Origin of the sequence: Exiguobacterium sp. MMG028 (genome assembly GCF_027947425.1) — a bacterium.
GTDB lineage: Bacteria > Bacillota > Bacilli > Exiguobacteriales > Exiguobacteriaceae > Exiguobacterium > Exiguobacterium aestuarii_A.
Map to the genome: position 1 here is coordinate 893,857 of NZ_JAQJIN010000001.1, position 24,189 is coordinate 918,045.

28 protein-coding genes are annotated in these 24,189 nt (G+C 48.0%); all 28 read right to left on the minus strand.

Annotated features, from left to right (window positions below):
* Window positions 1-3: 3 nt before the first annotated feature.
* The gene (locus PJK55_RS04740; protein WP_271304983.1) at window positions 4-573 is read right to left on the minus strand and encodes a MotE family protein; all 570 of its coding nucleotides are present in this window, start codon (window positions 571-573) and stop codon (window positions 4-6) included.
* A 1-nt stretch (window position 574) separates the two neighbouring features.
* Window positions 575-1,009, minus strand: a complete 435-nt coding sequence (locus tag PJK55_RS04745) for a flagellar FliJ family protein (RefSeq protein WP_214745454.1) — start codon at window positions 1,007-1,009, stop codon at window positions 575-577.
* Window positions 1,006-2,325, minus strand: coding sequence for a flagellar protein export ATPase FliI (gene fliI, locus PJK55_RS04750; RefSeq protein WP_271304984.1), 1,320 nt, complete (start codon window positions 2,323-2,325; stop codon window positions 1,006-1,008). The genes PJK55_RS04745 and fliI overlap by 4 nt, the downstream gene beginning before the upstream one ends.
* A complete protein-coding gene (locus PJK55_RS04755; RefSeq protein ID WP_271304985.1) occupies window positions 2,312-3,037 on the minus strand; it encodes a FliH/SctL family protein in 726 nt (241 codons plus the stop codon). The genes fliI and PJK55_RS04755 overlap by 14 nt, the downstream gene beginning before the upstream one ends.
* Entirely contained in the window at window positions 3,021-4,028 is a 1,008-nt protein-coding gene (gene fliG, locus PJK55_RS04760) for a flagellar motor switch protein FliG (RefSeq protein WP_074034724.1), read from the minus strand. The genes PJK55_RS04755 and fliG overlap by 17 nt, the downstream gene beginning before the upstream one ends.
* 5 nt (window positions 4,029-4,033) lie before the next feature.
* Window positions 4,034-5,605, minus strand: coding sequence for a flagellar basal-body MS-ring/collar protein FliF (fliF, locus tag PJK55_RS04765; RefSeq protein WP_271304986.1), 1,572 nt, complete (start codon window positions 5,603-5,605; stop codon window positions 4,034-4,036).
* 22 nt (window positions 5,606-5,627) lie between these two features.
* On the minus strand, window positions 5,628-5,909 hold the full coding sequence (gene fliE / locus PJK55_RS04770; protein ID WP_214760359.1) for a flagellar hook-basal body complex protein FliE: 282 nt from the start codon (window positions 5,907-5,909) through the stop codon (window positions 5,628-5,630).
* A 13-nt stretch (window positions 5,910-5,922) separates the two neighbouring features.
* Window positions 5,923-6,351 (minus strand): flagellar basal body rod protein FlgC, encoded by a 429-nt coding sequence (flgC, locus tag PJK55_RS04775; RefSeq protein ID WP_074034731.1) that lies wholly within the window; start codon window positions 6,349-6,351, stop codon window positions 5,923-5,925.
* 3 nt (window positions 6,352-6,354) lie between these two features.
* Entirely contained in the window at window positions 6,355-6,723 is a 369-nt protein-coding gene (gene flgB, locus PJK55_RS04780; RefSeq protein WP_214745459.1) for a flagellar basal body rod protein FlgB, read from the minus strand.
* Between the two features lie 273 nt (window positions 6,724-6,996).
* Window positions 6,997-7,776 (minus strand): GTP-sensing pleiotropic transcriptional regulator CodY, encoded by a 780-nt coding sequence (codY, locus tag PJK55_RS04785; RefSeq protein WP_214691812.1) that lies wholly within the window; start codon window positions 7,774-7,776, stop codon window positions 6,997-6,999.
* Between the two features lie 36 nt (window positions 7,777-7,812).
* A complete protein-coding gene (hslU, locus tag PJK55_RS04790) occupies window positions 7,813-9,183 on the minus strand; it encodes an ATP-dependent protease ATPase subunit HslU (RefSeq protein WP_214745463.1) in 1,371 nt (456 codons plus the stop codon).
* On the minus strand, window positions 9,180-9,728 hold the full coding sequence (gene hslV / locus PJK55_RS04795) for an ATP-dependent protease subunit HslV (protein ID WP_074034743.1): 549 nt from the start codon (window positions 9,726-9,728) through the stop codon (window positions 9,180-9,182). The genes hslU and hslV overlap by 4 nt, the downstream gene beginning before the upstream one ends.
* A gap of 11 nt (window positions 9,729-9,739) precedes the next feature.
* Window positions 9,740-10,621 carry a tyrosine-type recombinase/integrase gene (locus PJK55_RS04800; RefSeq protein WP_214783782.1) on the minus strand — a complete coding sequence of 294 codons (882 nt, stop codon included), beginning with the start codon at window positions 10,619-10,621 and terminating at the stop codon, window positions 9,740-9,742.
* A 184-nt stretch (window positions 10,622-10,805) separates the two neighbouring features.
* Window positions 10,806-12,116 carry an FADH(2)-oxidizing methylenetetrahydrofolate--tRNA-(uracil(54)-C(5))-methyltransferase TrmFO gene (gene trmFO / locus PJK55_RS04805; RefSeq protein ID WP_214691808.1) on the minus strand — a complete coding sequence of 437 codons (1,311 nt, stop codon included), beginning with the start codon at window positions 12,114-12,116 and terminating at the stop codon, window positions 10,806-10,808.
* Window positions 12,116-14,212 (minus strand): type I DNA topoisomerase, encoded by a 2,097-nt coding sequence (gene topA / locus PJK55_RS04810; protein ID WP_214745468.1) that lies wholly within the window; start codon window positions 14,210-14,212, stop codon window positions 12,116-12,118. Before topA ends, trmFO begins: the two co-directional genes overlap by 1 nt.
* Before the next feature lie 65 nt (window positions 14,213-14,277).
* Window positions 14,278-15,072, minus strand: a complete 795-nt coding sequence (dprA, locus tag PJK55_RS04815; protein WP_271304987.1) for a DNA-processing protein DprA — start codon at window positions 15,070-15,072, stop codon at window positions 14,278-14,280.
* A 50-nt stretch (window positions 15,073-15,122) separates the two neighbouring features.
* Complete coding sequence (sucD, locus tag PJK55_RS04820) at window positions 15,123-16,040, minus strand: succinate--CoA ligase subunit alpha (RefSeq protein WP_026826262.1); 918 nt, start codon at window positions 16,038-16,040, stop codon at window positions 15,123-15,125.
* Window positions 16,041-16,052: 12 nt separating this feature from the next.
* Window positions 16,053-17,213 carry an ADP-forming succinate--CoA ligase subunit beta gene (gene sucC, locus PJK55_RS04825; protein WP_074034761.1) on the minus strand — a complete coding sequence of 387 codons (1,161 nt, stop codon included), beginning with the start codon at window positions 17,211-17,213 and terminating at the stop codon, window positions 16,053-16,055.
* A 120-nt stretch (window positions 17,214-17,333) separates the two neighbouring features.
* Window positions 17,334-17,594, minus strand: coding sequence for an EscU/YscU/HrcU family type III secretion system export apparatus switch protein (locus tag PJK55_RS04830; protein WP_271304988.1), 261 nt, complete (start codon window positions 17,592-17,594; stop codon window positions 17,334-17,336).
* Entirely contained in the window at window positions 17,591-18,436 is an 846-nt protein-coding gene (locus tag PJK55_RS04835) for a hypothetical protein (RefSeq protein WP_271304989.1), read from the minus strand. Before PJK55_RS04835 ends, PJK55_RS04830 begins: the two co-directional genes overlap by 4 nt.
* A gap of 14 nt (window positions 18,437-18,450) precedes the next feature.
* Window positions 18,451-19,203, minus strand: a complete 753-nt coding sequence (locus tag PJK55_RS04840; RefSeq protein ID WP_271304990.1) for a ribonuclease HII — start codon at window positions 19,201-19,203, stop codon at window positions 18,451-18,453.
* Window positions 19,204-19,244: 41 nt separating this feature from the next.
* Window positions 19,245-20,105, minus strand: coding sequence for a ribosome biogenesis GTPase YlqF (gene ylqF, locus PJK55_RS04845; protein WP_214745483.1), 861 nt, complete (start codon window positions 20,103-20,105; stop codon window positions 19,245-19,247).
* A 12-nt stretch (window positions 20,106-20,117) separates the two neighbouring features.
* Window positions 20,118-20,660, minus strand: coding sequence for a signal peptidase I (gene lepB, locus PJK55_RS04850; RefSeq protein ID WP_074034770.1), 543 nt, complete (start codon window positions 20,658-20,660; stop codon window positions 20,118-20,120).
* Between the two features lie 82 nt (window positions 20,661-20,742).
* Window positions 20,743-21,096, minus strand: coding sequence for a 50S ribosomal protein L19 (rplS, locus tag PJK55_RS04855; RefSeq protein ID WP_015881369.1), 354 nt, complete (start codon window positions 21,094-21,096; stop codon window positions 20,743-20,745).
* Window positions 21,097-21,210: 114 nt separating this feature from the next.
* Window positions 21,211-21,927, minus strand: coding sequence for a tRNA (guanosine(37)-N1)-methyltransferase TrmD (gene trmD, locus PJK55_RS04860; RefSeq protein WP_224860659.1), 717 nt, complete (start codon window positions 21,925-21,927; stop codon window positions 21,211-21,213).
* Complete coding sequence (gene rimM / locus PJK55_RS04865; protein WP_271304991.1) at window positions 21,917-22,432, minus strand: ribosome maturation factor RimM; 516 nt, start codon at window positions 22,430-22,432, stop codon at window positions 21,917-21,919. The genes trmD and rimM overlap by 11 nt, the downstream gene beginning before the upstream one ends.
* Before the next feature lie 54 nt (window positions 22,433-22,486).
* Window positions 22,487-22,762 carry a 30S ribosomal protein S16 gene (gene rpsP, locus PJK55_RS04870; RefSeq protein WP_015881366.1) on the minus strand — a complete coding sequence of 92 codons (276 nt, stop codon included), beginning with the start codon at window positions 22,760-22,762 and terminating at the stop codon, window positions 22,487-22,489.
* Window positions 22,763-22,844: 82 nt separating this feature from the next.
* Window positions 22,845-24,185, minus strand: coding sequence for a signal recognition particle protein (gene ffh, locus PJK55_RS04875; RefSeq protein ID WP_214745492.1), 1,341 nt, complete (start codon window positions 24,183-24,185; stop codon window positions 22,845-22,847).
* Between the last annotated feature and the right edge of the window lie 4 nt (window positions 24,186-24,189).

The following is a 24,189-nucleotide window of genomic DNA, read 5'->3' on the forward strand; positions in this document are numbered from 1 at the left end:
TGTTCATTGGAGAAGCTGCGTCACAACCGCAGCTTGTTGCGCATTCATCCGACCTAAAATATCAGCCTGTTGCTTCGGTGATAGTTCTTTCAACAGTTCGGCCACTTGCGGACTCTCTAGTTCTCCCATGATGGCCGCCGCCTGTTTGGCAGACATCTCTTCATACACACTCGAAATGTCAGATGAATTTTCCTCTTCCGTTGTGGCTGCTGCAAGTTCGGAGACGAGACGGTCACGTTCTCGAATTAAATCGGTGATCTCTTCTTGTCTCGCTTTCACTTCATTCGTCAGTTCCACATTCTCATTTCGAAGTTTCTCAATCTCATTGTTTGCTGCTTTCAACCGGTTCGTGGTGTCACTGTCGATGCCCGTCACGTTCACTTTCGCCTCAGACGTCTCAGGCGTTTCTGATGACTTTTCTTCCTCGCTAACTGGTAGGAATGGTACAGATAGAAGTGGACGATCCATCGCATAATTCATGACGACCATTCCGCCGACTAGTATGAAGATTGCTGGAATGAGGACTAACGCCACAATCATTTGTTTGCCTCGTTTATTGTTCTCTTTTGCCATGCTACTTCCCTTTCCCATGATGAATCACAGCGAGTTCGTCCATCATTAATTGCTCTGTGAGTTTTGCCGCTGTCATCTCTTGTAAACTGACCTTTTCATGTAGCGTCACATATTTCTTTTCTTCCACTACTTTCCCAAGCAGTCTTTCTTGCGATGCGTGATAACGATTGCGGGCTTGTTGGACGACGAGCTGTTGCGTTTCGATTTGACGCTTCACTTGCTCACGTGTTTTTTCTCGGTACTGAGACATGAGTAAATCAATATGCCCTTGCTGTTCATCTTGATGCTTAATCAATGACTCATACATGAGGAGAAGGTCATACAACGCTTCCATTTCCGTTTCAAGTTTCGCCTTGAAGCCTCTAACTTCTGAAGCCGCATCTTCCTTCTCATGTTCAGCAATTGGCATGATTCGTTCTAGAATGAGTCTGTTCATGATTCACCTCGCGCGATGTGTGACAAATGAGTCATCGTTTGTTGGAATGCGGCGTCTTCTTCAATCGATTGCTTTAAAAATGTCAATAAGTATGGATACTTCTCGATTGCGGTGTCAATCGCCGGATTCGACCCTTTTTTATATGCGCCGATGTTAATCAAGTCCTCGGCATCGATATATGTCGCCAGCCAACTTCGAAACGTTTGTGCCGCTTCACGATGTGATGGCGAGGCGATTTGGTTCATGACCCGACTGATTGACTTCAAGACATGGATGGCAGGAAACTGTCCACGGTTTGCAAGCGCGCGGTCCATGACAAAGTGTCCATCTAATATCCCACGCACCGCATCGGCAATCGGTTCGTTCATATCGTCACCATCGACGAGAACCGTATAAAATGCTGTAATCGATCCGGTCGCCGCCGTCCCGCTTCGCTCTAACAATTGCGGGAGCATCGCAAAAACAGACGGTGTATATCCTTTCGATGTCGGTGGTTCTCCCGTCGCGAGACCGATTTCTCGTTGAGCCATTGCAAAGCGTGTCACCGAATCCATCATAAGCACTACTTCTTTGCCTTGGTCACGAAAGTATTCGGCGATTGCGGTTGCGGTATAGGCTCCTTTCAATCGGACGAGCGGGGGTTGGTCGCTCGTCGCCACTATGACGACAGATCGGGCCATTCCTTCTGGACCGAGCTCTTTTTCAATGAACTCCTTTACTTCCCGACCACGTTCCCCAATCAAAGCAATTACATTAATATCTGCTGAAGAGCGTTTGGCAATCATGCCGAGTAACGTGGATTTCCCCACCCCAGAACCGGCAAACAAACCGACACGTTGCCCTTTTCCTACCGTCAGGAGACCATCGATCATACGAACACCCGTCGACAACGTATCTAAAATCCGAGGACGATTCAACGGGTTTGGCGGTTTGCGTTGGACATCATATCGCTTACCTGTTGCAAGTCTCTCACCCGACAAAGGTCGTCCTAGACCGTCGAGCACTTGTCCAATCAGTTCCTCACCGACCGGGACTTGGAGCATCTTCCCGGTCCCTTTCACTAAACAACCCGGTGCAATCTGTGTCGTTTCACCGTATGGCATGAGAAGGACGCGCTCTTCATTAAAGCCCACCACTTCCGCTTCGACCGACTCATTTGAAGGGAGCATGATGAAACATCGCTCCCCGACAAACGCACTCGGTCCATTTGACTCGATCATCAACCCTACGACCCGACAAACTCGCCCGATTTTGCGAGTGAACTCGCCATCTGTAGACTGTTTGATCGTATCGATGACCTTCTCAATAAGCGCCATCCGCTAAAACCTCCTCGATTTTGGCTTGGATTCGTTCAAAACTGTAGGATAAATCCATTTCACTTCCTCGATGCGGGGATTCAATGCGCACGGACGTTTCATCTAAAGAGCTGTCTCCCCGATATTTCAAAGGTGGTGTCTCATCATCACGCCACAACGATTCAAATCGCTGAATCGAAGCAAGACGTGTGGGATGAACGAAGATCGTTAACGCTTCCGCATCAATGAGTTGCGCCATCTGTTCTTGAATCATCGCCGCGAACAGCGCCTCATCTTTTCGAACAAGGTCCGTCGTCACTTGCGCACTTATTGCAATCGCAAGGTCAATGAGTTGTACTTCTGCCTGTTTCCATTTTTCTTGGAACAGTTGTTCGAGTTCAGTGGAGACCGAGTTCAGGCGTGTCGTGACGTCTTCAAATTCGGCATATCCATCTTGTCTTCCTTGGAGTAGACCCGCTTCATAACCTTCTAATCGAGCCTGTTCATACGCTTCTTGTTTGAATCTTTCGAGTTGCTCGATTTCTGTCTGTTGAAACTGTTGGAACGCTTCTGCATCCTGTCTTAATTTCTCATAACGCGACTCGATGACTTGATGATGGTCGATGCCATCAGTCGGGTCAGGAATAGATGTTTCCAATCGTTTTGATTCGATTCGCTGTGGAATATGCGATGTCGCGCGTTGACGTTTGATCACATTAGACAACGATGTCATCTCCTCCACCTCGACTGATCACGATCTCACCGACGTCTTCTAGGCGACGAATGATTCCGACGATTCGGCTCTGTGCTTCTTCGACGTCACGCAATCGAACAGGTCCCATAAATTCCATATCTTCTTTGAACGTTTCGACCATCCGTTGAGACATGTTCTTGAAGATGATTTGTTTCACTTCTTCTGACGACACTTTGAGTGCAAGCAACAAGTCGTCGTTCGCCACTTCGCGAATGATTCGTTGAATCGCGCGTGAATCGAGTGTGACGATGTCCTCGAAGACAAACATACGCTTCTTGATTTCTTCTGCGAGTTCAGGATCTTCAATCTCGAGAGCGTCAAGAATGGTACGTTCTGTCGTACGATCGACCCCATTCAACACTTCGACGACCGCCTCGATTCCACCCGACTGGGCATAATCTTGCATATCCGTCTGCGAGAGGTTCTTTTCAAGGATTTGTTCGACTTCATGAATGACATCCGGATTGAGTCGGTCCATCGTCGCAATCCGTTTCGCAACTTCCGATTGAATCTCAGGAGGAAGTTCCGATAAGATTTGCCCTGATTTGACCGGCTCCAAGTGAGCTAAAATTAGAGCGATCGTCTGTGGATGTTCGTTTTGAATAAAGTTCAGCAACTGTTTCGGGTCGGCTTTTCGAGCAAACTCGAACGGCCGAACTTGTAAAGTTGACGTCAACCGATGAATCAATGCCATCGCTTTCTCTTCGCCGACCGCTTTTTCAAGAACTGTTTTGGCAAAACCAATCCCACCCTGGGTAATGTAGCTCTGAGCCATCGCAAGTTCGTGGAACTCACCGAGAATGCTCTCTTTTTCTTCTGGAGACACTTTTTTGAGCGCTGAGATTTGAAGCGTCAACTGTTCCATCTCTTCTTCCGAAAGATGTTTATAAACATTCGCTGCCACTTCTGGACCTAATGAGATCATGAGCATTGCTGCTTTTTCTCGATTCGATTGTTTGGCATAGTTCACGTTACTCACTCCTCAGACATCCAAGTACGAAGTAGTTTAGCAAACTCTTCTGGATTACTTTCAGCTAATTTTTCTAACTGTTTCTTCTTCACAGCCCCTTCGCCTCGTTCCTCGAGGTCTAGGTCAGGTACTTCATCTTCGTATGGAACTTCCCACTCGTTCGTCTCTTCCACCACTTCTTGTTTGCGTCTACGCATTGCGAAGAAGATTAAAGCAAGCAAGACGACTGCTCCGGCTGCTGAAGCGTACATCCACCATGGTGTAGGCTGTTCTGTCGTTGCCACCTCTTCTGCCTCAGCGAACGGTCTCGAAACAACGACTACTTTTTGTTCAAGCTCCGCATCTGTGATGGCTTCGTCCGTTTTCGCTAGTGATGTTCGAATGATGGAATACATCATCGTCTCCAGGTCACCTTCAAGCTGTGGGTCAATACTCGTCGCACCGTCTGGTGGTTCTACAATCAATTGCACCCCAAGGTCGCGGATGGTGTACGGTGCATTTTGAATCTGTTTCGTAATGCGATTCACTTCATAGTTGATGATTTCATGATTTTTTTCACTTTCTTCTGTGCTGTCACCTGTAGCAGCAGGGAAGTTGATCGTGTCATTCTCACCGGTCCCTGTCGCTTCTGTCGCCGTTCCCGTACCGCCCGTATACGCCTCTGCAATTCGTTCAGCCGACGTCACGATACCTTCCATGTTTTCTTCATTGACTGGCGTAACAAGGTTTTGTTCTTCGGCCGTCTGAGTCGTATCAATATCTGCTGTGACAGAGACAAGAACGCTTCGTTCACCAAGAAGAACAGATAACATCTGCTGAATTTGTTGACGGACGTCTTTTTCAACTTGACGTTTCAGTGCCAACGGATCAGCGGAAGAGCCACCAGCCACAACGGTTTGATCAAGGTCATAATACGTAAAGTATTGGTCCATGATTGAGATGTTCTCAGGTTTTAAGTTCGGGACACTTTTACTGATCAAATGGTAAAGACCTTTGACCGTGTTTGGTTCTAGATTCGTTCCTGCTCCGATATTTAACACGATCGAGGCTGTCGGCTCACCTTGGTCTTCCGCTAAAAAGACTGACTTCTCAGGAAGCGAGATGATGACTTTCGCTTGATTGATTCCTTCGATTTGAGTAATGAGCCGCTCGAGTTCCGTCTGCATCGCACTTCGTTCAATGACCGCCATTTCTCGGTCTGTTGTTCCGAAACCAGCATTTTCACTGAAGAAACTATAGTCAATCGACCCGGATTTTGGAATCCCGGCCGCGGCAAGGCTCACTTTCAATTGGTCGACCATTTCATTTGGCACATATACACTGACCCCGTTCGAAGTCGCTTTAATTTCCGACTTCACACCGTCCGCTGTCAGTTTCTCTGTCACTTCCCCCGCTTCTTGTGCGGATAAGTTCGTGTACAAAGGTGCCATATTTGGTCGTGCAAGGAAGAAAGTGAGTAAGAGTGCCGCGATTAAAATGACCGCGATGGAAATACCCCAAACGAGTTTTCGCTTCTTTGGCATCGATTTCAGCCCATCGGTCATCGATTTGAATCGTTCTTTTAATTGTTCATTCATCGCAACTTGTCATCCTCTACAATTAAACTTGCATTCGCATCATTTCTTGATAGGCTTCAACAGCCTTGTTCCTCACCTCGATGGCAAGTTGCATCGCAATCGACGACTCTTCACTTTGGATCATAACTTGATGAAGGTCAGCTTTCCCGACAGCTAAATCTTGACGGGCTTGACTCGTTGCTTGTTGTGTCTCGTTCAACGCATTCATCGCTTCATTCAAATATGACCCAAATTGAGATGGGTTCGTTTTGTTCATTGATGGCGTGATCTCTGGGCTCATCAATTGAATCGGATTAATTTGCATCTTTCGTCACTCCTTATCCTTTTCCAATCTCCATCGCTTTGACGAGCATCGCTTTTGATGCGTTCATCGCGGCAATGTTTGCTTCGTAAGAGCGGGTCGCACCCATAAGGTCGACCATTTCTTTGAGTAGATCAACGTTCGGCATTTGAACATACCCCCGCTCGTCTGCATCAGGATGACTCGGATTGTAGGCAAGCTTATACGGCGCATCGTCTTCAATGATTTGAGCTACCTGAACCCCACCATTGACGGCATTTAACTGTTTACGGAAAGGTGCTTCCTGTAACACCGTCATCTTTCTCGTATACGGTTGCCACTCCCCATCGACAAGTTTCCCTCGAGTCGTCTGGGCGTTGGCGATGTTCGCCGATACGGTATCCATTCTTAAACGTTGAGACGTTAAGGCAGTAGCTGAAATATGAAAACTATCAAACATTCCCATCGATTAACGACCTCCTCGGATAACAGTTTTCAATCCACCTAGCCTACGATTTAATTGCTCCATCATCGCCTCATACTGGAGTTGATTACGTGCCAGTTCACTCATCTCATAATCTAAGTCGACGTTGTTGCCGTCACTTCGCATCGCCCCACCTGCCCGATCGACGACAGTAGATTGCATCGAATCACTCGGACGCCCACCTTGGAGCTTCAGTCGCATCTCACTTTGGAGCGTCTGTTCAAATACGGCTTGCTTTGCTTTGAAGTTTGGCGTATCGATATTCGAAAGATTATGACTAATCACTTTTTGATTGAGGACTGCATGATTTACAGCTTGCTTGAGTAATTGATAGTCACTACCAATCCAATTCACGGCGTTCACTCGCTTTCATATACTCATTACTGATATATACCTGATTTGGAAATTCTACTATTTCATTGAAACAAATCTGTAACAGTTCTGAAAGATATTTTTTAAAACATAGGTAAATGGCTTCGCATCTTTTTGTCGAATTAACGACAAATTCTGAAAATGATTACTTTTGCACTAAAAAAAACCGCTTCTTCAATGAAGAAAGCGGTTTTTTAGGAACAAAGTCCCTTTTTATAGTGTTTTCAATGGAAAATACACATCTAAAGTTGTGTTTCAGTTTGATTTCAGTTTTTGCAATTCAAACAAGAAGTTATCATTTAATATCTTGATATACGTTCCCTTCATTCCTAACGAACGTGATTCAATGACACCTGCACTTTCTAGTTTCCGAAGTGCGTTCACGATAACAGAACGTGTGATTCCCACACGGTCGGCAATTTTGGAAGCAACTAACAACCCTTCGTTTCCGCCGAGCTCTTCGAAAATGTGTTCAATCGCTTCAAGCTCTGAATACGACAATGAATTGATTGCCATTTGAACGACAGCTTTTTTACGGGCTGACGTTTCTGCTTCTGCCGCCTTCTCACGAAGGATCTCCATGCCAACGACCGTCGCACTATATTCTGCGAGGACGAGGTCATCTTCTGTGAACTCGTTAGCCAATCGACCTAACACGAGCGTCCCAAGACGCTCACCACCACCGATGATTGGGACAATCGTCGTCTTTGAGTTGAGGAACAAATCGTGGTTCTCTACAGGGAACGCTGTATACTCGCTGTCAATATCGATGTTCGCTGTCGTTTCTTTCACATTGAACAAGTTTGATGCATATGGTTCTGGGAACTGTCGGTCAACGAGAAATGCCTTCATGCGGTCATTCTCAATCTGTTGTTTGATCGCAAAGCCAAGTAGGCGACCACGACGGCTCACGATAAACGTATTGGATTCAAGCACTTCACGCATTTTATCCGCCATTTCTTTAAAATCAACGTGCGCACTCGCTTCTTGTTGAAGCATCGTGTTTAATTGGCGAGTTTTGTCTAGTAAATTCATAATGTCTATTTCCTCCCTGTATGTGCATACAGAATCTTATAAAATATATTGGCTGAGGTCTCGATCATCCGCGATTGACCCAACTTTAGCTTGTACATAAGCGGGAGTGATTTCCACGCTCGTTTGCGGCATATCTGCCGCCTCAAATGAAAGATCTTCTAACACGCGTTCCATAATAGTATAAAGGCGACGCGCGCCGATGTCATCGGTCTCACGATTGACATGTGTCGCAATTTTTGCGATTTCTTCAATCGCTTCATGCGTGAATCGGACCGTGATTTCTTCCGATTCCAATAATGCGGTATATTGTTTGATTAACGCCTGAGATGGTTCTGTCAAGATTTTGACGAAGTCCTCTTCCGTCAAGCTGTTCAATTCGACACGAATTGGGAAGCGACCTTGCAACTCCGGAATCAAATCAGACGGTTTGGCCATATGGAACGCTCCAGCTGCGATGAAGAGAACGTGATCGGTTTTGACCGGTCCGTACTTCGTGACGACCGTTGACCCTTCGACAATCGGAAGGATATCGCGCTGCACGCCTTCACGAGAGACACCAGCATGGTCTTGCGACTTCGTTGCAATCTTATCGATTTCATCGACGAAGATGATGCCCATCTGTTCACTACGCTGCACCGCTTCATCATGTACTTCGTTCAAATCCAGAAGATTTTCAGCTTCTTCCGCTATGAGAAGCGGTCTCGCTTCACGGACGGTCAACTTCCGTTGCTTCCGTTTCTTCGGAACGATTTGTCCGAGCATATCTTGAAGATTCGATAACCCTTCCATTCCTTGCCCTTGGAACAAATCCATCGTTTGCTTTTCTTCAAGCTCAACTTCGATGACTCGGTCTTCTAGTTCACCGAGCTCGAGAAGACGGCGAAGCTGTGCCCGATCATTCTTTGACGTATCCGTTGTGGATTCAGGCTGTTGTGTCTGCCCACCGAACAACGCCTCGAACGGGTTTGATGCACTTGGTGTAGCTTTCGCTTTCCCTTGTAAGGCATCTAGCAATCGTTCTGTCGCTGCTCGCTCTGCCGGCTCCTTCACGTCTTCTTTCTTTTCTTCTTTCACGAGACGAACGGATGCTTCGACGAGATCTCGTACCATCGACTCGACGTCACGACCGACGTAACCGACTTCCGTAAATTTCGTCGCTTCCACTTTGACGAACGGTGCCCCGACCAACTTCGCTAAACGACGTGCGATTTCGGTCTTCCCGACCCCAGTCGGTCCGATCATCAAAATGTTTTTCGGTGTGACTTCATCACGAAGGTCTGCACTTAATTTCTGACGACGATAACGATTACGCAATGCAATCGATACAGCTCGTTTGGCGTCCTTCTGACCGATTACGAACTTGTCCAGTTCCGATACGATTTGTCTTGGTGTCAACTCTCGATTCATTCAGCATCGCCTCCGATCGTTTCTACAATGACTTGATCATTCGTATACACGCAAAGCTCACCGGCAATCTCGAGAGCGGCTCGTGCGATTTCTTCCGCTGACTTCTCAGCGGAATGGCGGACGAGTGCACGCCCTGCTGCGAGTGCGTAATTACCACCCGAACCGATTGCAAGGATCCCGTCATCCGGCTCAATCACTTCTCCATTCCCAGAGACGAGCAGTAAATGGTCAGCATCCATCACAATCAATAGCGCCTCGAGTTGCCGCAAGATTTTATCCCCGCGCCACTCTTTGGCAAGCTCGACCGCGGCACGCGGTAAGTTACCGTTATACATTTCAAGTTTCGATTCAAACTTTTCAAACAATGTGAAAGCATCGGCTACACTGCCTGCAAAACCGGCAACGACTTTCCCGCCGTATAAGCGTCTGACTTTCTTCGCTTTGTTTTTCATGATGACGGCATTCCCGAATGTGACTTGGCCATCTCCACTCATCGCGCATTGGCCATTGTGTCGAACTGCAAAAATCGTTGTTGCATGAAACATATCGTAACCTCCTACTTTCTTGGATGTGTCGCTTGATAAATCGAACGTAATCGTTCAGTCGATACGTGGGTATAGCGTCCGGTCGTTGACAAGGACTCGTGACCGAGCAACTCTTGGACAGCGCGCAAATCCGCTCCCCGCTCCAATAGGTCCGTTGCAAAGCTATGTCGCAACGAGTGCGGGGTCAACGGCTTATGTACCCCACTGTCTTTTCTCAAACGCTTCATGACATACCGAATTTGGTCTGTTGTCATCCGATTCCCTTTTTGACTCAAAAATAATGCGCTTTCCGTCGGGAGTCCGACATCTTTCCGTATTTCTACATAGCGCTTCAATGCTTGTACGGCATATTGACCGATTGGAACGTACCGTTCTTTCTTTCCTTTCCCCATCACATGGACGAAAGATAAGACATCGTCAAAGGAGGATAGGTTCATCCCACAAAGCTCTGCGACACGGATTCCCGTTCCATACAACACCTCAATAATTGCCACGTCTCTCGCCTGTAAAAAAGGGTCGTCTTGCATGGAAGCCGCCTCTAACAACCGTTCGACTTCGGACGGTACGGCGAACGTCGGCAAGGATTGTCGCTTTTTCGGTGAAGTCAGGTCGTGGAACAAGGGCTCTCCCCCATGTTCTCTCGCCATATATTTCCCGAACTGTTTAAGGCAAGATACTTTCTGGGACACTGTAGACGCGGCCAATTGCTTCTCATAAAGGACATATAAATAACGCCGCGCCGTCTGTGCATCGTAGGGATCTTGATGCGTCGATTGGCAATATGCGGCGTACTGGTCGAGCGTTTGCTCGTAGGAGCGTTTCGTATGAGGAGACAGTCGACGTTCAATTTGGCAGTAGCGTAAAAATGATTGTCGATCCTCTAAGAATCCCATTTTATCGCCTCCTCGATGACACGTAAAAACGCATGTTCTCGTCAAATCGAAATTAGCATAGCATACAGAATGTATAGTGACAATAGATAGTCGTTCAATAATCTGAAAATTTTCAAAGTATGGAACAAAATACACAATTGAAACTTTATTTCAAAACAAAAGAGCCAAAAATTGGCTCTCCTGTTCAAAGGTCCTTAAACTGTTGAATCGTTTCTAAAGCACGGTTGGCGTAACGCTCGTACCGTTCTTGTTTTTTCATTTTCTTCGGAGCGTCCTCTAAAGATGGGACCAATCCAAAGTTCGCATTCATCGGTTGGAAATGCTTTCCGTCCGCTGTCGTGATGTAGTGCGCCATCGAACCGAGCATCGTTTCACGTGGTAAGACGACGAGCTCTTCTCCTGCGATCATCTTCGCTGCATTGATTCCCGCCAACAATCCTGACGCTGCTGACTCCACATATCCTTCTACTCCCGTCATCTGACCGGCAAAGAATAATGTGTCACGCGTGCGCGCCTGATACGTCGGTTTCAACAAGCTCGGCGAATTGATGAACGTGTTGCGGTGCATGACACCGTAACGAACGATATCTGCATTTTCGAGTCCAGGGATGAGACGGATGATACGTTTCTGTTCGCCCCACTTCAAATGCGTCTGGAAGCCGACCAAGTTATAAAGCGTTCCTGCCGAGTTGTCCTGACGAAGTTGAACGACCGCATACGGACGTTTACCCGTCTTCGGATCTTCTAGACCGACCGGCTTCATCGGTCCGAAGAGAAGTGTCTTCTTCCCACGCTCAGCCATGACTTCAAACGGCATACAACCTTCGAAGTAAATCTCTTTTTCGAACTCTTTTAACGGAACGACTTCCGCCTTGATCAATTCCTCGTAAAAGACGTCAAACTCTTCTTCTGTCATCGGGCAGTTCAAGTAAGCGGCTTCACCTTTATCATAGCGCGACTTCAAGTATACTTTATCGCGATCGATCGTATCGCCATCTAGAATCGGAGCGGCCGCATCGTAGAAGTAAAGATAATCTTCCCCTGTGAACGCTTTGAGCGATGCCGATAAATCCGGAGACGTCAATGGCCCTGTCGCGACGATGACAATCCCTTCAGGAATTTCTTTTAATTCCTCGGTATGCACCGTGACGTTTTCATGGTTCTTCAACTTCTCAGTGATGAATCCAGCAAACTCATGTCGGTCGACAGCAAGGGCGCCGCCAGCTGGGACGCTTGCCGTATCTGCCGCTTTCAAGATGAGTGAGTCAAGTGTACGCATCTCTTCTTTCAAGACACCGACCGCGTTTTGAAGGCCGTTCGCCCGAAGCGAGTTCGAACAAACGAGTTCTGCGAATTGATCCGTGTGGTGCGCCGGTGTTTGACGGACCGGTCTCATTTCATACAAATCTACTTGAATGCCACGCTTGGCGAGTTGCCAAGCCGCTTCGGAACCGGCCAAGCCGGCTCCGATTACAGTTACACGTTGTTGCAACATTAATCCTCCTCTTGCTGATGTACCTCGGTATGGGTACATTTCGTACATTGATATTTCACGCCGTCTTTAATTTTCTTCTCGACCATCAAACTGTCGCATACTGGGCACGGTTTCGCAACCGGTTTATCCCATGAGACGAACTCACATTCTGGATAGTTCGAGCAGCCATAGAAGAGGCGACCTTTTTTACTACGACGTTCCACGATTTGTCCGTCCTTACAGTCTGGGCAAGGGACACCAATCTCAACTTGAACTGGTTTCGTGTTCGTACAGTTTGGGAAGTTCGAGCAAGCCATAAACTTACCGTATCGACCCATCTTGATGACCATCGGTGAACCACAAACTTCACAATCGATTCCCGCAGGCTCATCTTTCACTTCAATCTTTTCGATTTCTTCTTCGGCACGCTTCAAGCGTTTCTCGAATGAACGATAGATTGGGGCGACGACTTCTGTCCACTCCACTTCTTTATGCTCAATCGAGTCAAGGAGCGTTTCCATATCGGCCGTGAACTGAACGGTGATGAAGTCATTGAAATATTCATCAATCATTTCAATGACGAGTTCACCGAGCTCTGTCGGAAGGAACTTCTTCTCTTCTAAGACGACATAACCACGACGCTGAATCGTGTCGAGTGTCGGCGCATACGTTGACGGGCGACCGATACCGAGCTCTTCCATCGCGCGGACGAGTCGTGCTTCCGTGTAACGCGGCGGTGGTTGCGTGAAGTGTTGCTTCGGCTCAATCGCTTCAAAGCTGACCGTATCCTCGACTTCAAGAGGTGGTAACAAGCCCTCTTTCTCTTGATTCGTATCCTCGATATCATCATCTTTCGATTCGATATATACTTTCATGAAACCTGGGAATTTGACGGTCGAGCCATTCGCACGGAAGATCATTCCGTTCGATTCTACATCGATCTTGACGGTATCGAGTACGGCAGGTGCCATTTGGCTCGCAATCAAACGTTCCCAAATCAATTTATAAAGGCGCAACTGGTCACGAGACAAATAAGGTTTTAAAGAAGCAGGGTCGCGGAGTGCCGATGTCGGACGAATCGCTTCGTGCGCATCTTGTGCGTTTGCCGCTTTCTTTTCCTTTTGCTTCTGTGAGGCGACGTATTCTTCACCGAATGTCGATTCGATGTATTCTTTCGCCTCTCCCTTCGCCAAGTCCGAGATTCGTGTCGAGTCTGTACGCATATACGTAATCAAACCGACCGTCCCCTCTTTCTTACCGAGGTCGATTCCTTCATATAATTGTTGGGCGAGCATCATCGTCTTCTTCGCACGGAAATTCAATTTACGTGCCGCATCTTGTTGCAACGAACTTGTCGTGAACGGCAACGAAGCGTTGCGTTTACGTTCTTTCTTCGTCACGTCGATGACTTTGAATTCGTCGTTGATGGCATCAAGGACGGCTTGAGCGTCTTCTTCCGACTTCAATTCCATCTTTTTCCCATCTTTTCCGTAAAATGAAGTCTCGAACGTCTCCCCGTCATGATTCAAGTCGAGCTTGATCGTCCAATATTCTTCTGGGTCGAACGCATTGATCTCGCGTTCACGGTCGATGATCATCTTCACGGCAACCGACTGAACTCGTCCGGCAGATAGTCCTTTTTTGACTTTCTTCCATAATAACGGACTCATCCCGTATCCGACGAGACGGTCTAAAATCCGTCGCGCTTGTTGCGCATCGACGAGGTCATGATTGATTTTACGTGGATGTTTAAATGATTCTTTAATTGCATCTTTTGTGATCTCGTTAAAAACGACACGACATTCAGTCGTTTCATCTACGCCGAGAGCGCGAGCCAAATGCCAGGCAATCGCTTCCCCTTCTCTATCGGGGTCGGCTGCGAGAAAGATTTTTGTGGCTTTTTTCGCCGCTGTCTTCAATTCTTTCAATACGGGTCCTTTACCACGGATGGTAATATACTTCGGTTCAAAGTCGTGTTCGACGTCTACACCGAGTTGACTCTTCGGTAAATCGATGACGTGTCCCATCGAAGCTTTGACCATATAATTCGGACCTAAATAACGTTTAATTGTTTTTGCTTTCGCAGGTGACTCAACGATCACCAAATATTTTGCCATACATCTGCTCCCCTTTTAGAGGTCATTTAAATCCCTACCATAATATTCATGTTCTCACCGGTTTGTCAACGTACAATCCTGAGATCTCGAATAATTTGATCGGAATTCGTCAATGGAATCGCGCCTTCTTCAATCAATCGATTCGGTCCTTCCGCCAATGGATCAAGCGGTGAACCGGGTACCGCGAACACCGTCTTTCCCTGCTCTAGCGCGTGTCCGACCGTATTCATCGTTCCGCTCTTTCGTCTCGCCTGTAACACAACGAGCGTGTCACCGAGACCGCTCACCAATCGATTTCTTTCCAAAAATTGAAATTTTTGAACAGGTGTGTTCGGGGCATACTCACTTAAGAGAATCCCTTGCTTCGGAATCCGTAAGAGCAACTGTCGATTCGCTGCTGGATAGAGGTTGTTCAGTCCGGCTCCGAGCACCGCCACGGTCGGACGATTCTCATTTACTGCATGATGGTGGACGAGACCATCAATGCCAAGCGCTCCACCCGAAACGGAAACAGTTTCTTCTATTAAAGAGTGATAGTGTTGCACTAACGATTGACTAATTCGATTCAACTCACGACTTCCGACCATCGCGGTCGTTCTTTCTTGTAGTACCTCTAAATCTCCATCGTAAAACAAACAGTACGGCGGGTTGGGAATCTCGAGCAAGCGTTTCGGGAACATTTCATCTTCCCAAGTGACAAATCGAGTAAACGATTCGGACGATCGGAGCGCAGCACTAGCTCGCTTCCAGACATGTGAAGAAAAATGAGTGCGATGTGCTTCTAGCGTTCCGTTCAAATAATGATGCACAAACTCAACCGGAATTCGTGCAGCGGCAAACCGAGCTATTGTTTGATTCATCACAATCTCTCCTTTAAAAAAATGAGGGATGCAAGCATCCCTCATGATTCTTATGTCGTCGGTTGACCCGTGACACACGCTTCGTATAGACCTTCATTTTTCAAGACACGAATCAACGTTTCACCGATGACAGCTGGTGTTTCAGCTACTTCGATTCCATTCGCGTTCAACGTCTTAATCTTTTCAGCAGCCGTCCCTTTACCACCTGAGATGATTGCGCCGGCATGTCCCATACGTTTGCCTTCAGGAGCCGTCTGTCCGCCGATGAAGCCGATGACTGGTTTCGTCATGTTCGCTTTCACCCATTCAGCCGCCTCTTCTTCAGCTGTTCCACCGATTTCCCCGATCATGATGACAGCTTTCGTGTCCTCATCTTCGTTGAACGCCTTGAGCGTATCGATGAAGTTTGTTCCGTTGACTGGGTCTCCCCCGATTCCGACAGCTGTCGATTGACCGATTCCTGCCGTCGTCAACTGATGAACCGCCTCATACGTGAGCGTTCCAGAACGTGACACGATTCCGACATGCCCTTTCGTATGAATATAGCCAGGCATGATTCCAAGTTTTGCTTCTCCTGGCGTGATGATTCCAGGACAGTTCGGTCCGATCAAGCGAGCCGGCTTGTCTTCGAGATAGCGTTTCACTTGGATCATGTCCACTACAGGAATGCCTTCAGTGATACAGATGATGAGTTCGATGCCACTGTCCGCTGCTTCCATGATCGAGTCAGCTGCGAAAGCTGGTGGTACGTAGATGATTGATGCGTTTGCACCAGTCGCCTCGACCGCCTCAGAGACAGTGTTGAAGACCGGAACGTTATCGAGAACGGTCGTACCACCTTTACCTGGCGTGACCCCGCCGACCAATTTCGTGTTATAAGCAAGCATCTGTTCACCATGGAACAAACCTTGCTTCCCTGTAATCCCTTGAATGATGACTTTCGTATCTTTATTCGCCCAAATACTCATGTCGTTTCCCCCTTATCGAACAAGTGCTGCGATTTTTTCCGCACCGTCAGCCATCGAGCTAGCTGTCGTGATCGCAAGTCCAGATTCATCGAGAATGCGCTTCCCGGCATCAACGTTCGTTCCCTCTAAGCGAACGACGAGTGGCAAGTCGAGTCCGATTTCTTTCGTAGCTGCGACAATCCCCTCTGCGATGATGTCACACTTCATGATTCCACCGAAAATGTTAACGAAGATTCCTTTGACTTGGTCATCAGACAAAATCAATTTGAACGCTTCTGTAACTTTTTCTTTTGTCGCACCGCCACCTACATCGAGGAAGTTAGCGGGTTCAGCGCCGTAATGTTTGATGATATCCATCGTTGCCATCGCAAGGCCTGCACCGTTGACAAGGCAACCGATGTTTCCATCAAGTGCGATATAGCTGAGGTCATGTTTTGATGCCTCGACTTCACGTGGATCTTCTTCCGTCGTATCACGAAGCGAAAGGATATCGGAGTGACGATAAAGTGCGTTGCTATCGAAGTTCAACTTCGCATCGAGCGCGATGACGTTTCCGTCTTTCGTCGTGACGAGCGGGTTGATTTCCGCGATTGTGCAATCTGTCTCGACATATACTTTGTACAACTTCATGACCATGTCACTGAACTTGTTCACAAGTTTCGTCGGGACTTCCATTTTGAATGCGAGACGACGTGCTTGGAATGGACGCAAGCCCACAACCGGATCGACGATCTCTTTATGAATCTTCTCAGGTGTATGTTCAGCGACTTCCTCGATGTCCATACCACCTTCTGATGAACCCATGATGACAATTCGGCCGATCGAACGGTCAAGCACGAGTCCTAAGTAAAATTCTTGGTCAATCGCAGAACCTTCTTCGATATAGAGACGCTGGACAACTTTTCCTTCCGGACCTGTTTGGTGTGTCACGAGCGTTTTTCCGAGAATCTCTGTCGCGTATTGCTTCACTTCTTCATCTGTCTTCGCAAGTTTGACCCCACCTGCTTTACCGCGTCCACCTGCGTGGATTTGAGCTTTTACAACTTTCAACTCACCGTCAAGCTTAGCAGCTGCTGCTACAGCTTCTTCAACAGTAAAGGCTGGATAACCCGTCGGAACGGCTACCCCAAACTCTCTTAGCAATTCTTTCGCCTGATACTCATGGATATTCATATGTTTTCCCCCTTAGTCCCCTTTAATATCGGCACGTCTATTGTAACGAAAAACTGAAAGCGCTGTCTATCGTTCTTGCTTTAAGTTTTCATCTTTTTTTCACATATAACCCTAGACAAATCAAATTTTATCTTGTTCCATTTGATAAAGAAAGACAAAAAGTTCGGCAATGACTTGATAAACGTCCTCCGGAATCTGCTCTTCGATGTTTAATGCTGAGAGTAAGGATAGGAGTGCCGGGTCCTCATGAACAGGAATTCCGTTCGCTTGAGCAATCTCAAGCATCCGCTCAGCGACAATCCCCGTCCCTTTCGCCACGATGTGCGGGGCATCCATTGATTGCTCATATGACAGAGCGATTGCTTTCTTTGGATCGTTCATATTTGGAGATCCACCTTTCCGAGAGGCGCAAATGTTTCTGGCACACGCTCACGCTTTGCTTCGTATGAAAAAGAAGACAAATCGAAATCGACGCGTTTCAACCCTTCTTTTAGAAGCGGTTCGTATGTACGGACGTATGGACTCAAATCATGTTGCTCATTAAATACCCGAACGGATACATACCTTTTTTGAATCAACACATCGATTCCCGTTTCGCCGAATCGTGGCGTTTCAAGAAACAAGACGATACGGGCATGATCAGAATCAATCGTCTCTCGTTTTGGTGCTTCTAAACGAAGTTGAACGTGTTCAAAAGGACCTAAATGCGGTATGTGAAATGCTTGAGCGACGAACGGAGGGCTTTGGGTCGCATTGAACGCTTCCTGTGCTCGCACGAACTGCTCGAACTTCGGCTCGCCTTTCGCTTTGAACAGCTCGCCGACGAGCGCCTTCACATCAGATCCCGCTCCACTCTCTAGCATCGTTTTCCCGGCTGTCTTGACCGATTCTGGTGTCGGAATCGGTTCACGTATGAAACGGGCAAGTTGTTCCCCTAATGTCTGGAGAGGTGATTTGGAAGCCACGAGCGCTTCTGTCGCTTGTGGGACGACTTTCAAGACGAGCTTCGGCTCGACGTCCGTGACGACCATCTTATACGTCACGTTCTCTTTCACGTTCGCATTGACACCGACCCGGAATATTCCTTGCGGCAACTGCATGACTGCCTCGTTTCCGGGCAGAAGTTGTAGCACCTTCCCGACAATTGTATTCCCGAGCAAAAGCGGTCGCGACGTCTGTTCGGTCACTTTGAATGGTAAAACCCCTTGATGATCGATGCGCAACGCCATCACTCCTTTCACATATGCTTGATGGGGGCAAATGTACGACGGTGGATTGGTGTCACCCCGTAGCGTCTCAATCCTTCTAAATGAGTCTCCGTCCCATACCCGGCGTTATTGGCAAACCCGTAACCAGGATACGTTCGGTCGTATTCTTCCATCATTCGGTCCCGGACGACCTTAGCGACAACACTCGCCGCAGCGATTGAGACGCTGAGCGTGTCCCCTTTAATCAAGGACTGCTGAGGAATGTCGAGGTCCAGTTTCATGGCGTCAATCAATAAAGCGTCGACCTCCCCGACTTGACGAATCGCCTCCATCATCGCAAGCTTCGTCGCCTCATAGATGTTGATCTCATCGATTACCGCGGGCTCGACAATTCCGACACCGATTTCCGCGACTTCCATGATGTAATCGTATGCCGTGTCTCTCGCCGTTTTCGACATTTTCTTCGAATCGTCCAACCCTGCGATATAAAACCCTTCCGGTAGCAAGACGGCAGCTGCCACGACCGGTCCTGCGAGCGGTCCACGCCCGACCTCATCGACTCCGACAATTCGAGTGAACCCTTGCGCCTTCCATTCACGTTCATACGTCATTCGACGCTCAAAATCGTCCTGCAATGCCTGTTCTCGCTCAAATTGGCGCTCTTTTTGCCGAAGCAACGTTTGCACGCCTGCACGGGGGTCTTGTGACAAGGTTGGGAAGATTTGTACCCATTCTTCATATCGGATGTCCGCTAGTTGTTGTTTAATCTGTTGAATCGTCACGTTCTTCCTCCTATTCAAAAAAGCCCTGTTTGCACAGGACTTTACGCCATTTCATGGTCAGCCGGTGTCTCAAGCGAGATCCGTCCGATTTTTTCATGCCGTAGTTCATTCAAAAGTAGTTCGCTTGCCTTCTCAAAATCGACGTAACCGCCACTGATGAGACCACGTTTTTTCCCAATCATCTCAAGGAGTTCCACGCCGTCCTCCGGTAACGTTTCGAGTTTGAACCGTTCCTTTAATTGTTCCGGATAACGAGCATGCAGCTCACGAACCGTATACAAGGCGATATCATCTAAATTGAGAATCTCGTCTTTGATGGCGCCGGTCGCGGCTAGACGATATCCGACGAGTTGGTCCTCAAACTTCGGCCAGAGAATACCTGGCGTGTCCAAGAGCTCCATCTCGCCACCTTTCATCTTGATCCACTGTTGACGCTTCGTCACACCCGGTCGGTCGCCTGTGATAGCGATGTTACGACCTGCGAGACGGTTGATGAGCGTCGACTTCCCGACGTTCGGGATCCCGATGATGAGCGCACGAATCGGGCCAGGGTTACGTCCCTTTTCACGCATGCGGTCATGTTTTTCTTGCATCAACTTTTGAGCGCCTGTGATGAGCTGTTTCAAGCCTTTGCTATGCTTTGCATCAACCGCGACGACTTCGACCTCTTCTCGCTTCAGGGCACGTAACCACGCGTCCGTCACGACAGGGTCGGCCATGTCCGCTTTATTGAGGACGATGAGTCGCGGCTTCCCTGCCGTGATCTCATCGACCATCGGGTTACGGCTCGATTGTGGCACACGTGCATCCACGAGCTCGATGACGACATCGATTAATTTTAATTTTTCAGTAACTTGTCTTCTTGCTTTGGCCATGTGGCCAGGAAACCATTGAATTGCCAAAAAAGCACCACCTTAATCTTCTACCGTGCCAACATCGTCGAGCGGCCAGAAGATGAAGTTCGTCTTACCGACAATCTCCTCTTTCGACACAAATCCGATTTCACGACTGTCCTTCGAGTTTTGACGGTTGTCTCCCATGACGAAGTATGAGTCTTCAGGGACGACTGACTCGCCTGTCACTTGTTCAAGCGTGAAGTTCTCCGTCAGCGGGAACCCGTTCATCTGTGCGCGGAACTCATCTAAATACGGTTCTTCTACCGCTTCACCGTTAATATAGAGCACGTCATCTCGATATTCGAGCGTGTCGCCTGGAATGGCGATGACACGTTTAATATAATCTTTTGATTCTGTCGCATGGAATACGACGATATCACCTCGGTCTAGCTCACCAACATAGTTCGAAATTTTACTGACGATCATTCGATCCGCATTGTGGAGTGTCGGCATCATCGACTCCCCTTCAACGATGACAGGAACGAAGATGAACGTCCGGATGACGAACGCGATGACAAGAGCGACAACGATGGCCTTTAGCCAACTAAACACTTCTTTCAACTTCACTCACTCCTCTATCCATTTGAACTTATTGTACTAGAAAAAAAGAAGCTTGTCGCAAGCGACAAGCTTAATTCCCATCTTAACGACGGATTTCTTTAATACGTGCTGCTTTACCGCGAAGGTTACGGAGGTAGTAAAGTTTCGCACGGCGAACTTTACCGTAGCGTACTACTTCGATTTGTGCAACGCGTGGTGAGTGAAGCGGGAATGCACGCTCAACACCTACGCCGTAAGAAATCTTACGGACTGTGAATGTTTCGCTGATGCCGCCACCTTTACGCTTGATTACAACACCTTCGAAGATCTGGATACGCTCACGCGTTCCCTCTACAACTTTAACGTGGACACGTACTGTGTCACCAGGACGGAAAGCAGGTACGTCCGATTTGAATTGTTCTTCTGTGATTTCACGGAACAGTTTTTGTGTGTTCATGAATCATATCTCCTTTTTCTTCAATGTTCATATCTTCATATGCCCAAGCATCCAATAGCGGAACATCGGTAATCGATGGGTTTAACCCACATGCTCAAACATAGCATATATTTCTCAATCGCGCAACGATTGGAGAAACTTTTTATCGTCTTCTGTCAGCTCGAGTTGTTCGAGTAGATCCGGTCGACGTCTGTACGTTCGCTCGAGTGATTGTTCGCGTCGCCACGTCTCGATGCGGGCGTGATTGCCAGAGAGGAGGACGTCCGGTACCTTCAACCCACGAAAATCGGCAGGTCGTGTATAGTGCGGATATTCGAGTAGACCGGTCGAGAACGAATCATCCTCGTGGCTCGCCTGATCGCCGAGGACGTCCGGGAGCAGTCTCACCGTCGCATCGATCATCACCATCGTCGCAAGCTCGCCACCCGTCAAGACAAAGTCGCCAATCGACACTTCGTCTGTCGCCAGTTCATCGTGGATGCGTTGGTCGAATCCTTCATAATGCCCACACAAAAAGATCAGGTGTTCTTCCCGCGCCCATTCTTCCGCCATCTGCTGATTGAACGGCTTTCCGGTCGGTGTCGTAAGGATGACACGTGGTGACTTCGCCTCGATCGAGTCAAACGCATCAAAGATCGGTTGTGGGGTGAGCAACATGCCCGCCCCTCCCCCGTACGGATAATCGTCAACCTTATGATGCTTGTTCGTTGAAAAATCCCGGAAATTGATGAACGACATCTCCACTTGTCCGAGCGCTTTCGCGCGGCCGACGATGGAATGGTCGAGCGTCTTGAACATGTCCGGGAATAACGTCAACACATCAATCTTCATCGTCAATCATTCCGGGAATCGGGGTGATGACGACACGTTTCGCTTCGACGTCAATCTCTTTGACGACCGATTCGATATAAGGGATGAGGGCATCCGATTTACCCGGGCGTTTGATGACCCATACGTCGTTCGCACCCGTCTCAAAGATATCATCGATCACACCGATCGACTCACCATCGACGATTGCCTCACAACCGATAATCTCATGATAGTAATATTCGTTCTCCGAGAGATTATGCACGTGTTCGGCATGAACATATAACTTCAAGCCTTTATATTTCTCGATGAGGTTGATATTCTCAAACCCTTTGAACGTGACGAGATGGAACTGCTTGTGCGGACGATACGTCGTGATCGTCATCTCTTGTTTCGTTCCGTCCACGTCAAGGAACAACGTGTTCCCTTTTTTAAAGCGTTCTTCCGGAAAATCTGTCGCCGCCAAAATCTTTACTTCCCCTTTAAGGCCGTGCGTATTGGCGATTTTCCCAACGTATAACCAATCCATTCGCGTTCCCTCCTCAACAAAATAGGCCGACCTCAGAAAAGGTCGGCCACATCATTACTTCGCGTTTTTCGCGTTGTGGAATTTCTCCATGATCCCTGCTTTAGAGAACAAGTTACGTACTGTGTCAGATGGCTTCGCGCCGTCTGCCAACCATTTGAGAGCGAGTTCTTCGTTGATGCGAACTTCAGCTTCTGGTTTTGCAACCGGGTTGTAGTGACCAACTTGCTCGATGAAGCGACCGTCACGTGGTGAACGTGAGTCTGCTACAACGATACGGTAGAAAGGTGATTTTTTTGCGCCCATGCGCTTAAGACGAATTTTAACTGCCATGGTAATATACCTCCATCATGTGTTTAAGAATTGACAACTTTTATAGTATACAGCTTTTTTGTCCGACTGACAAAAGTTTTTGTTAGAAGAACGGAAGACCTAAGCCCTTTTTCTTCCCTTTCATTTGTCCTGACATTTGCTTCATCAGCTTCTTCATGTCATCGAACTGTTTGATGAGACGGTTCACTTCTTGAATCGAGCGACCGCTCCCTTTTGCGATCCGCTTCCGACGACTTGCATTGAGCACTTCCGGGTTGGCGCGCTCATGTTTGGTCATCGAGCGAATGATCGCTTCGACGTGATCGAGTTGTTTCTCGTCGATTTGGACGTTTTTCAACCCTTTCATCTTACCTGCACCAGGTAACATCGAAAGTAATTCATCAATCGGGCCCATGTTTTTCACTTGACCCAACTGTTCAATGAAATCATCGAACGTGAATGACGCGTCACGAATTTTGCTTTCTAGCTCTCTCGCTGCGTCTTGGTCCATCTGTGTCTCGGCTTTCTCAATGAGCGAGAGCACGTCCCCCATTCCAAGGATCCGTGACGCCATGCGTTCTGGATGGAATGGTTCGAGGGCATCCAACTTTTCTCCGAGACCGACGAATTTAATCGGCGCTCCCGTGACTGCCTTGATCGAAAGGGCTGCCCCGCCTCGTGTATCTCCGTCGAGCTTTGTAAGCACGACCCCGGTGATTCCGAGTTTCTCATTGAAACTGTCGGCCACATTGACCGCATCTTGACCTGTCATCGAGTCGACGACAAGGAAGATTTCATTTGGTTTGGCAATCGTCTTCACATTTTCGAGCTCACCCATGAGCGTCTCGTCGATATGAAGGCGACCCGCCGTATCGATCAACACGAAATCGTGATGATTTGTTTTTGCGTACTCGAGCGCTTTCGTCACAATCTCTTCCGGCTTCACTTGATCGCCAAGTGAGAAGACCGGTAAATCGAGTTGCTTCCCGAGTGTCTCGAGCTGCTTGATTGCCGCCGGACGATAAATATCCGCCGCGACGAGAAGTGGACTGCGGTTATGCTTTTTGCGAATCAAGTTCGCTAGCTTCCCGGTCGTTGTCGTCTTACCTGCCCCTTGCAGACCGACCATCATGACGACTGTCGGTGGTTTCTGACTGAATGAGATCGGGACGACATCGCTTCCCATCAAATTCGTCAACTCTTCGTGAACGATTTTGACAACTTGTTGACCTGGCGTCAATGATTTCATGACATCCTGACCAACCGCACGTTCTTTCACGTCATTGACGAATTGCTTGACTACTTTAAAGTTGACGTCGGCTTCTAGTAAGGCGAGGCGAACCTCACGCATCATCTCTTTGACATCAGCCTCAGAGATTTTCCCTTTACCGCGCATCTTTGAAAGCGTCGCTTGCAACCGTTCTGATAATCCTTCAAATGCCATGCTC

Coding starts and splice junctions, on each gene's coding strand:
- PJK55_RS04740 (WP_271304983.1), bottom strand. CDS start 573: ATGGCAAAAGAGAACAATAAACGAGGCAAACAAATGATTGTGGCGTTA.
- PJK55_RS04745 (WP_214745454.1), bottom strand. CDS start 1,009: ATGAACAGACTCATTCTAGAACGAATCATGCCAATTGCTGAACATGAG.
- fliI (WP_271304984.1), bottom strand. CDS start 2,325: ATGGCGCTTATTGAGAAGGTCATCGATACGATCAAACAGTCTACAGAT.
- PJK55_RS04755 (WP_271304985.1), bottom strand. CDS start 3,037: ATGACATCGTTGTCTAATGTGATCAAACGTCAACGCGCGACATCGCAT.
- fliF (WP_271304986.1), bottom strand. CDS start 5,605: ATGAATGAACAATTAAAAGAACGATTCAAATCGATGACCGATGGGCTG.
- fliE (WP_214760359.1), bottom strand. CDS start 5,909: ATGCAAATTAATCCGATTCAATTGATGAGCCCAGAGATCACGCCATCA.
- flgC (WP_074034731.1), bottom strand. CDS start 6,351: ATGGGAATGTTTGATAGTTTTCATATTTCAGCTACTGCCTTAACGTCT.
- codY (WP_214691812.1), bottom strand. CDS start 7,776: ATGAATTTACTAGACAAAACTCGCCAATTAAACACGATGCTTCAACAA.
- hslU (WP_214745463.1), bottom strand. CDS start 9,183: ATGAATCGAGAGTTGACACCAAGACAAATCGTATCGGAACTGGACAAG.
- hslV (WP_074034743.1), bottom strand. CDS start 9,728: ATGTTTCATGCAACAACGATTTTTGCAGTTCGACACAATGGCCAATGC.
- PJK55_RS04800 (WP_214783782.1), bottom strand. CDS start 10,621: ATGGGATTCTTAGAGGATCGACAATCATTTTTACGCTACTGCCAAATT.
- trmFO (WP_214691808.1), bottom strand. CDS start 12,116: ATGTTGCAACAACGTGTAACTGTAATCGGAGCCGGCTTGGCCGGTTCC.
- topA (WP_214745468.1), bottom strand. CDS start 14,212: ATGGCAAAATATTTGGTGATCGTTGAGTCACCTGCGAAAGCAAAAACA.
- dprA (WP_271304987.1), bottom strand. CDS start 15,072: ATGAATCAAACAATAGCTCGGTTTGCCGCTGCACGAATTCCGGTTGAG.
- sucD (WP_026826262.1), bottom strand. CDS start 16,040: ATGAGTATTTGGGCGAATAAAGATACGAAAGTCATCATTCAAGGGATT.
- sucC (WP_074034761.1), bottom strand. CDS start 17,213: ATGAATATCCATGAGTATCAGGCGAAAGAATTGCTAAGAGAGTTTGGG.
- PJK55_RS04830 (WP_271304988.1), bottom strand. CDS start 17,594: ATGAACGATCCAAAGAAAGCAATCGCTCTGTCATATGAGCAATCAATG.
- rplS (WP_015881369.1), bottom strand. CDS start 21,096: ATGAACACACAAAAACTGTTCCGTGAAATCACAGAAGAACAATTCAAA.
- trmD (WP_224860659.1), bottom strand. CDS start 21,927: ATGAAGATTGATGTGTTGACGTTATTCCCGGACATGTTCAAGACGCTC.
- rimM (WP_271304991.1), bottom strand. CDS start 22,432: ATGGATTGGTTATACGTTGGGAAAATCGCCAATACGCACGGCCTTAAA.
- rpsP (WP_015881366.1), bottom strand. CDS start 22,762: ATGGCAGTTAAAATTCGTCTTAAGCGCATGGGCGCAAAAAAATCACCT.
- ffh (WP_214745492.1), bottom strand. CDS start 24,185: ATGGCATTTGAAGGATTATCAGAACGGTTGCAAGCGACGCTTTCAAAG.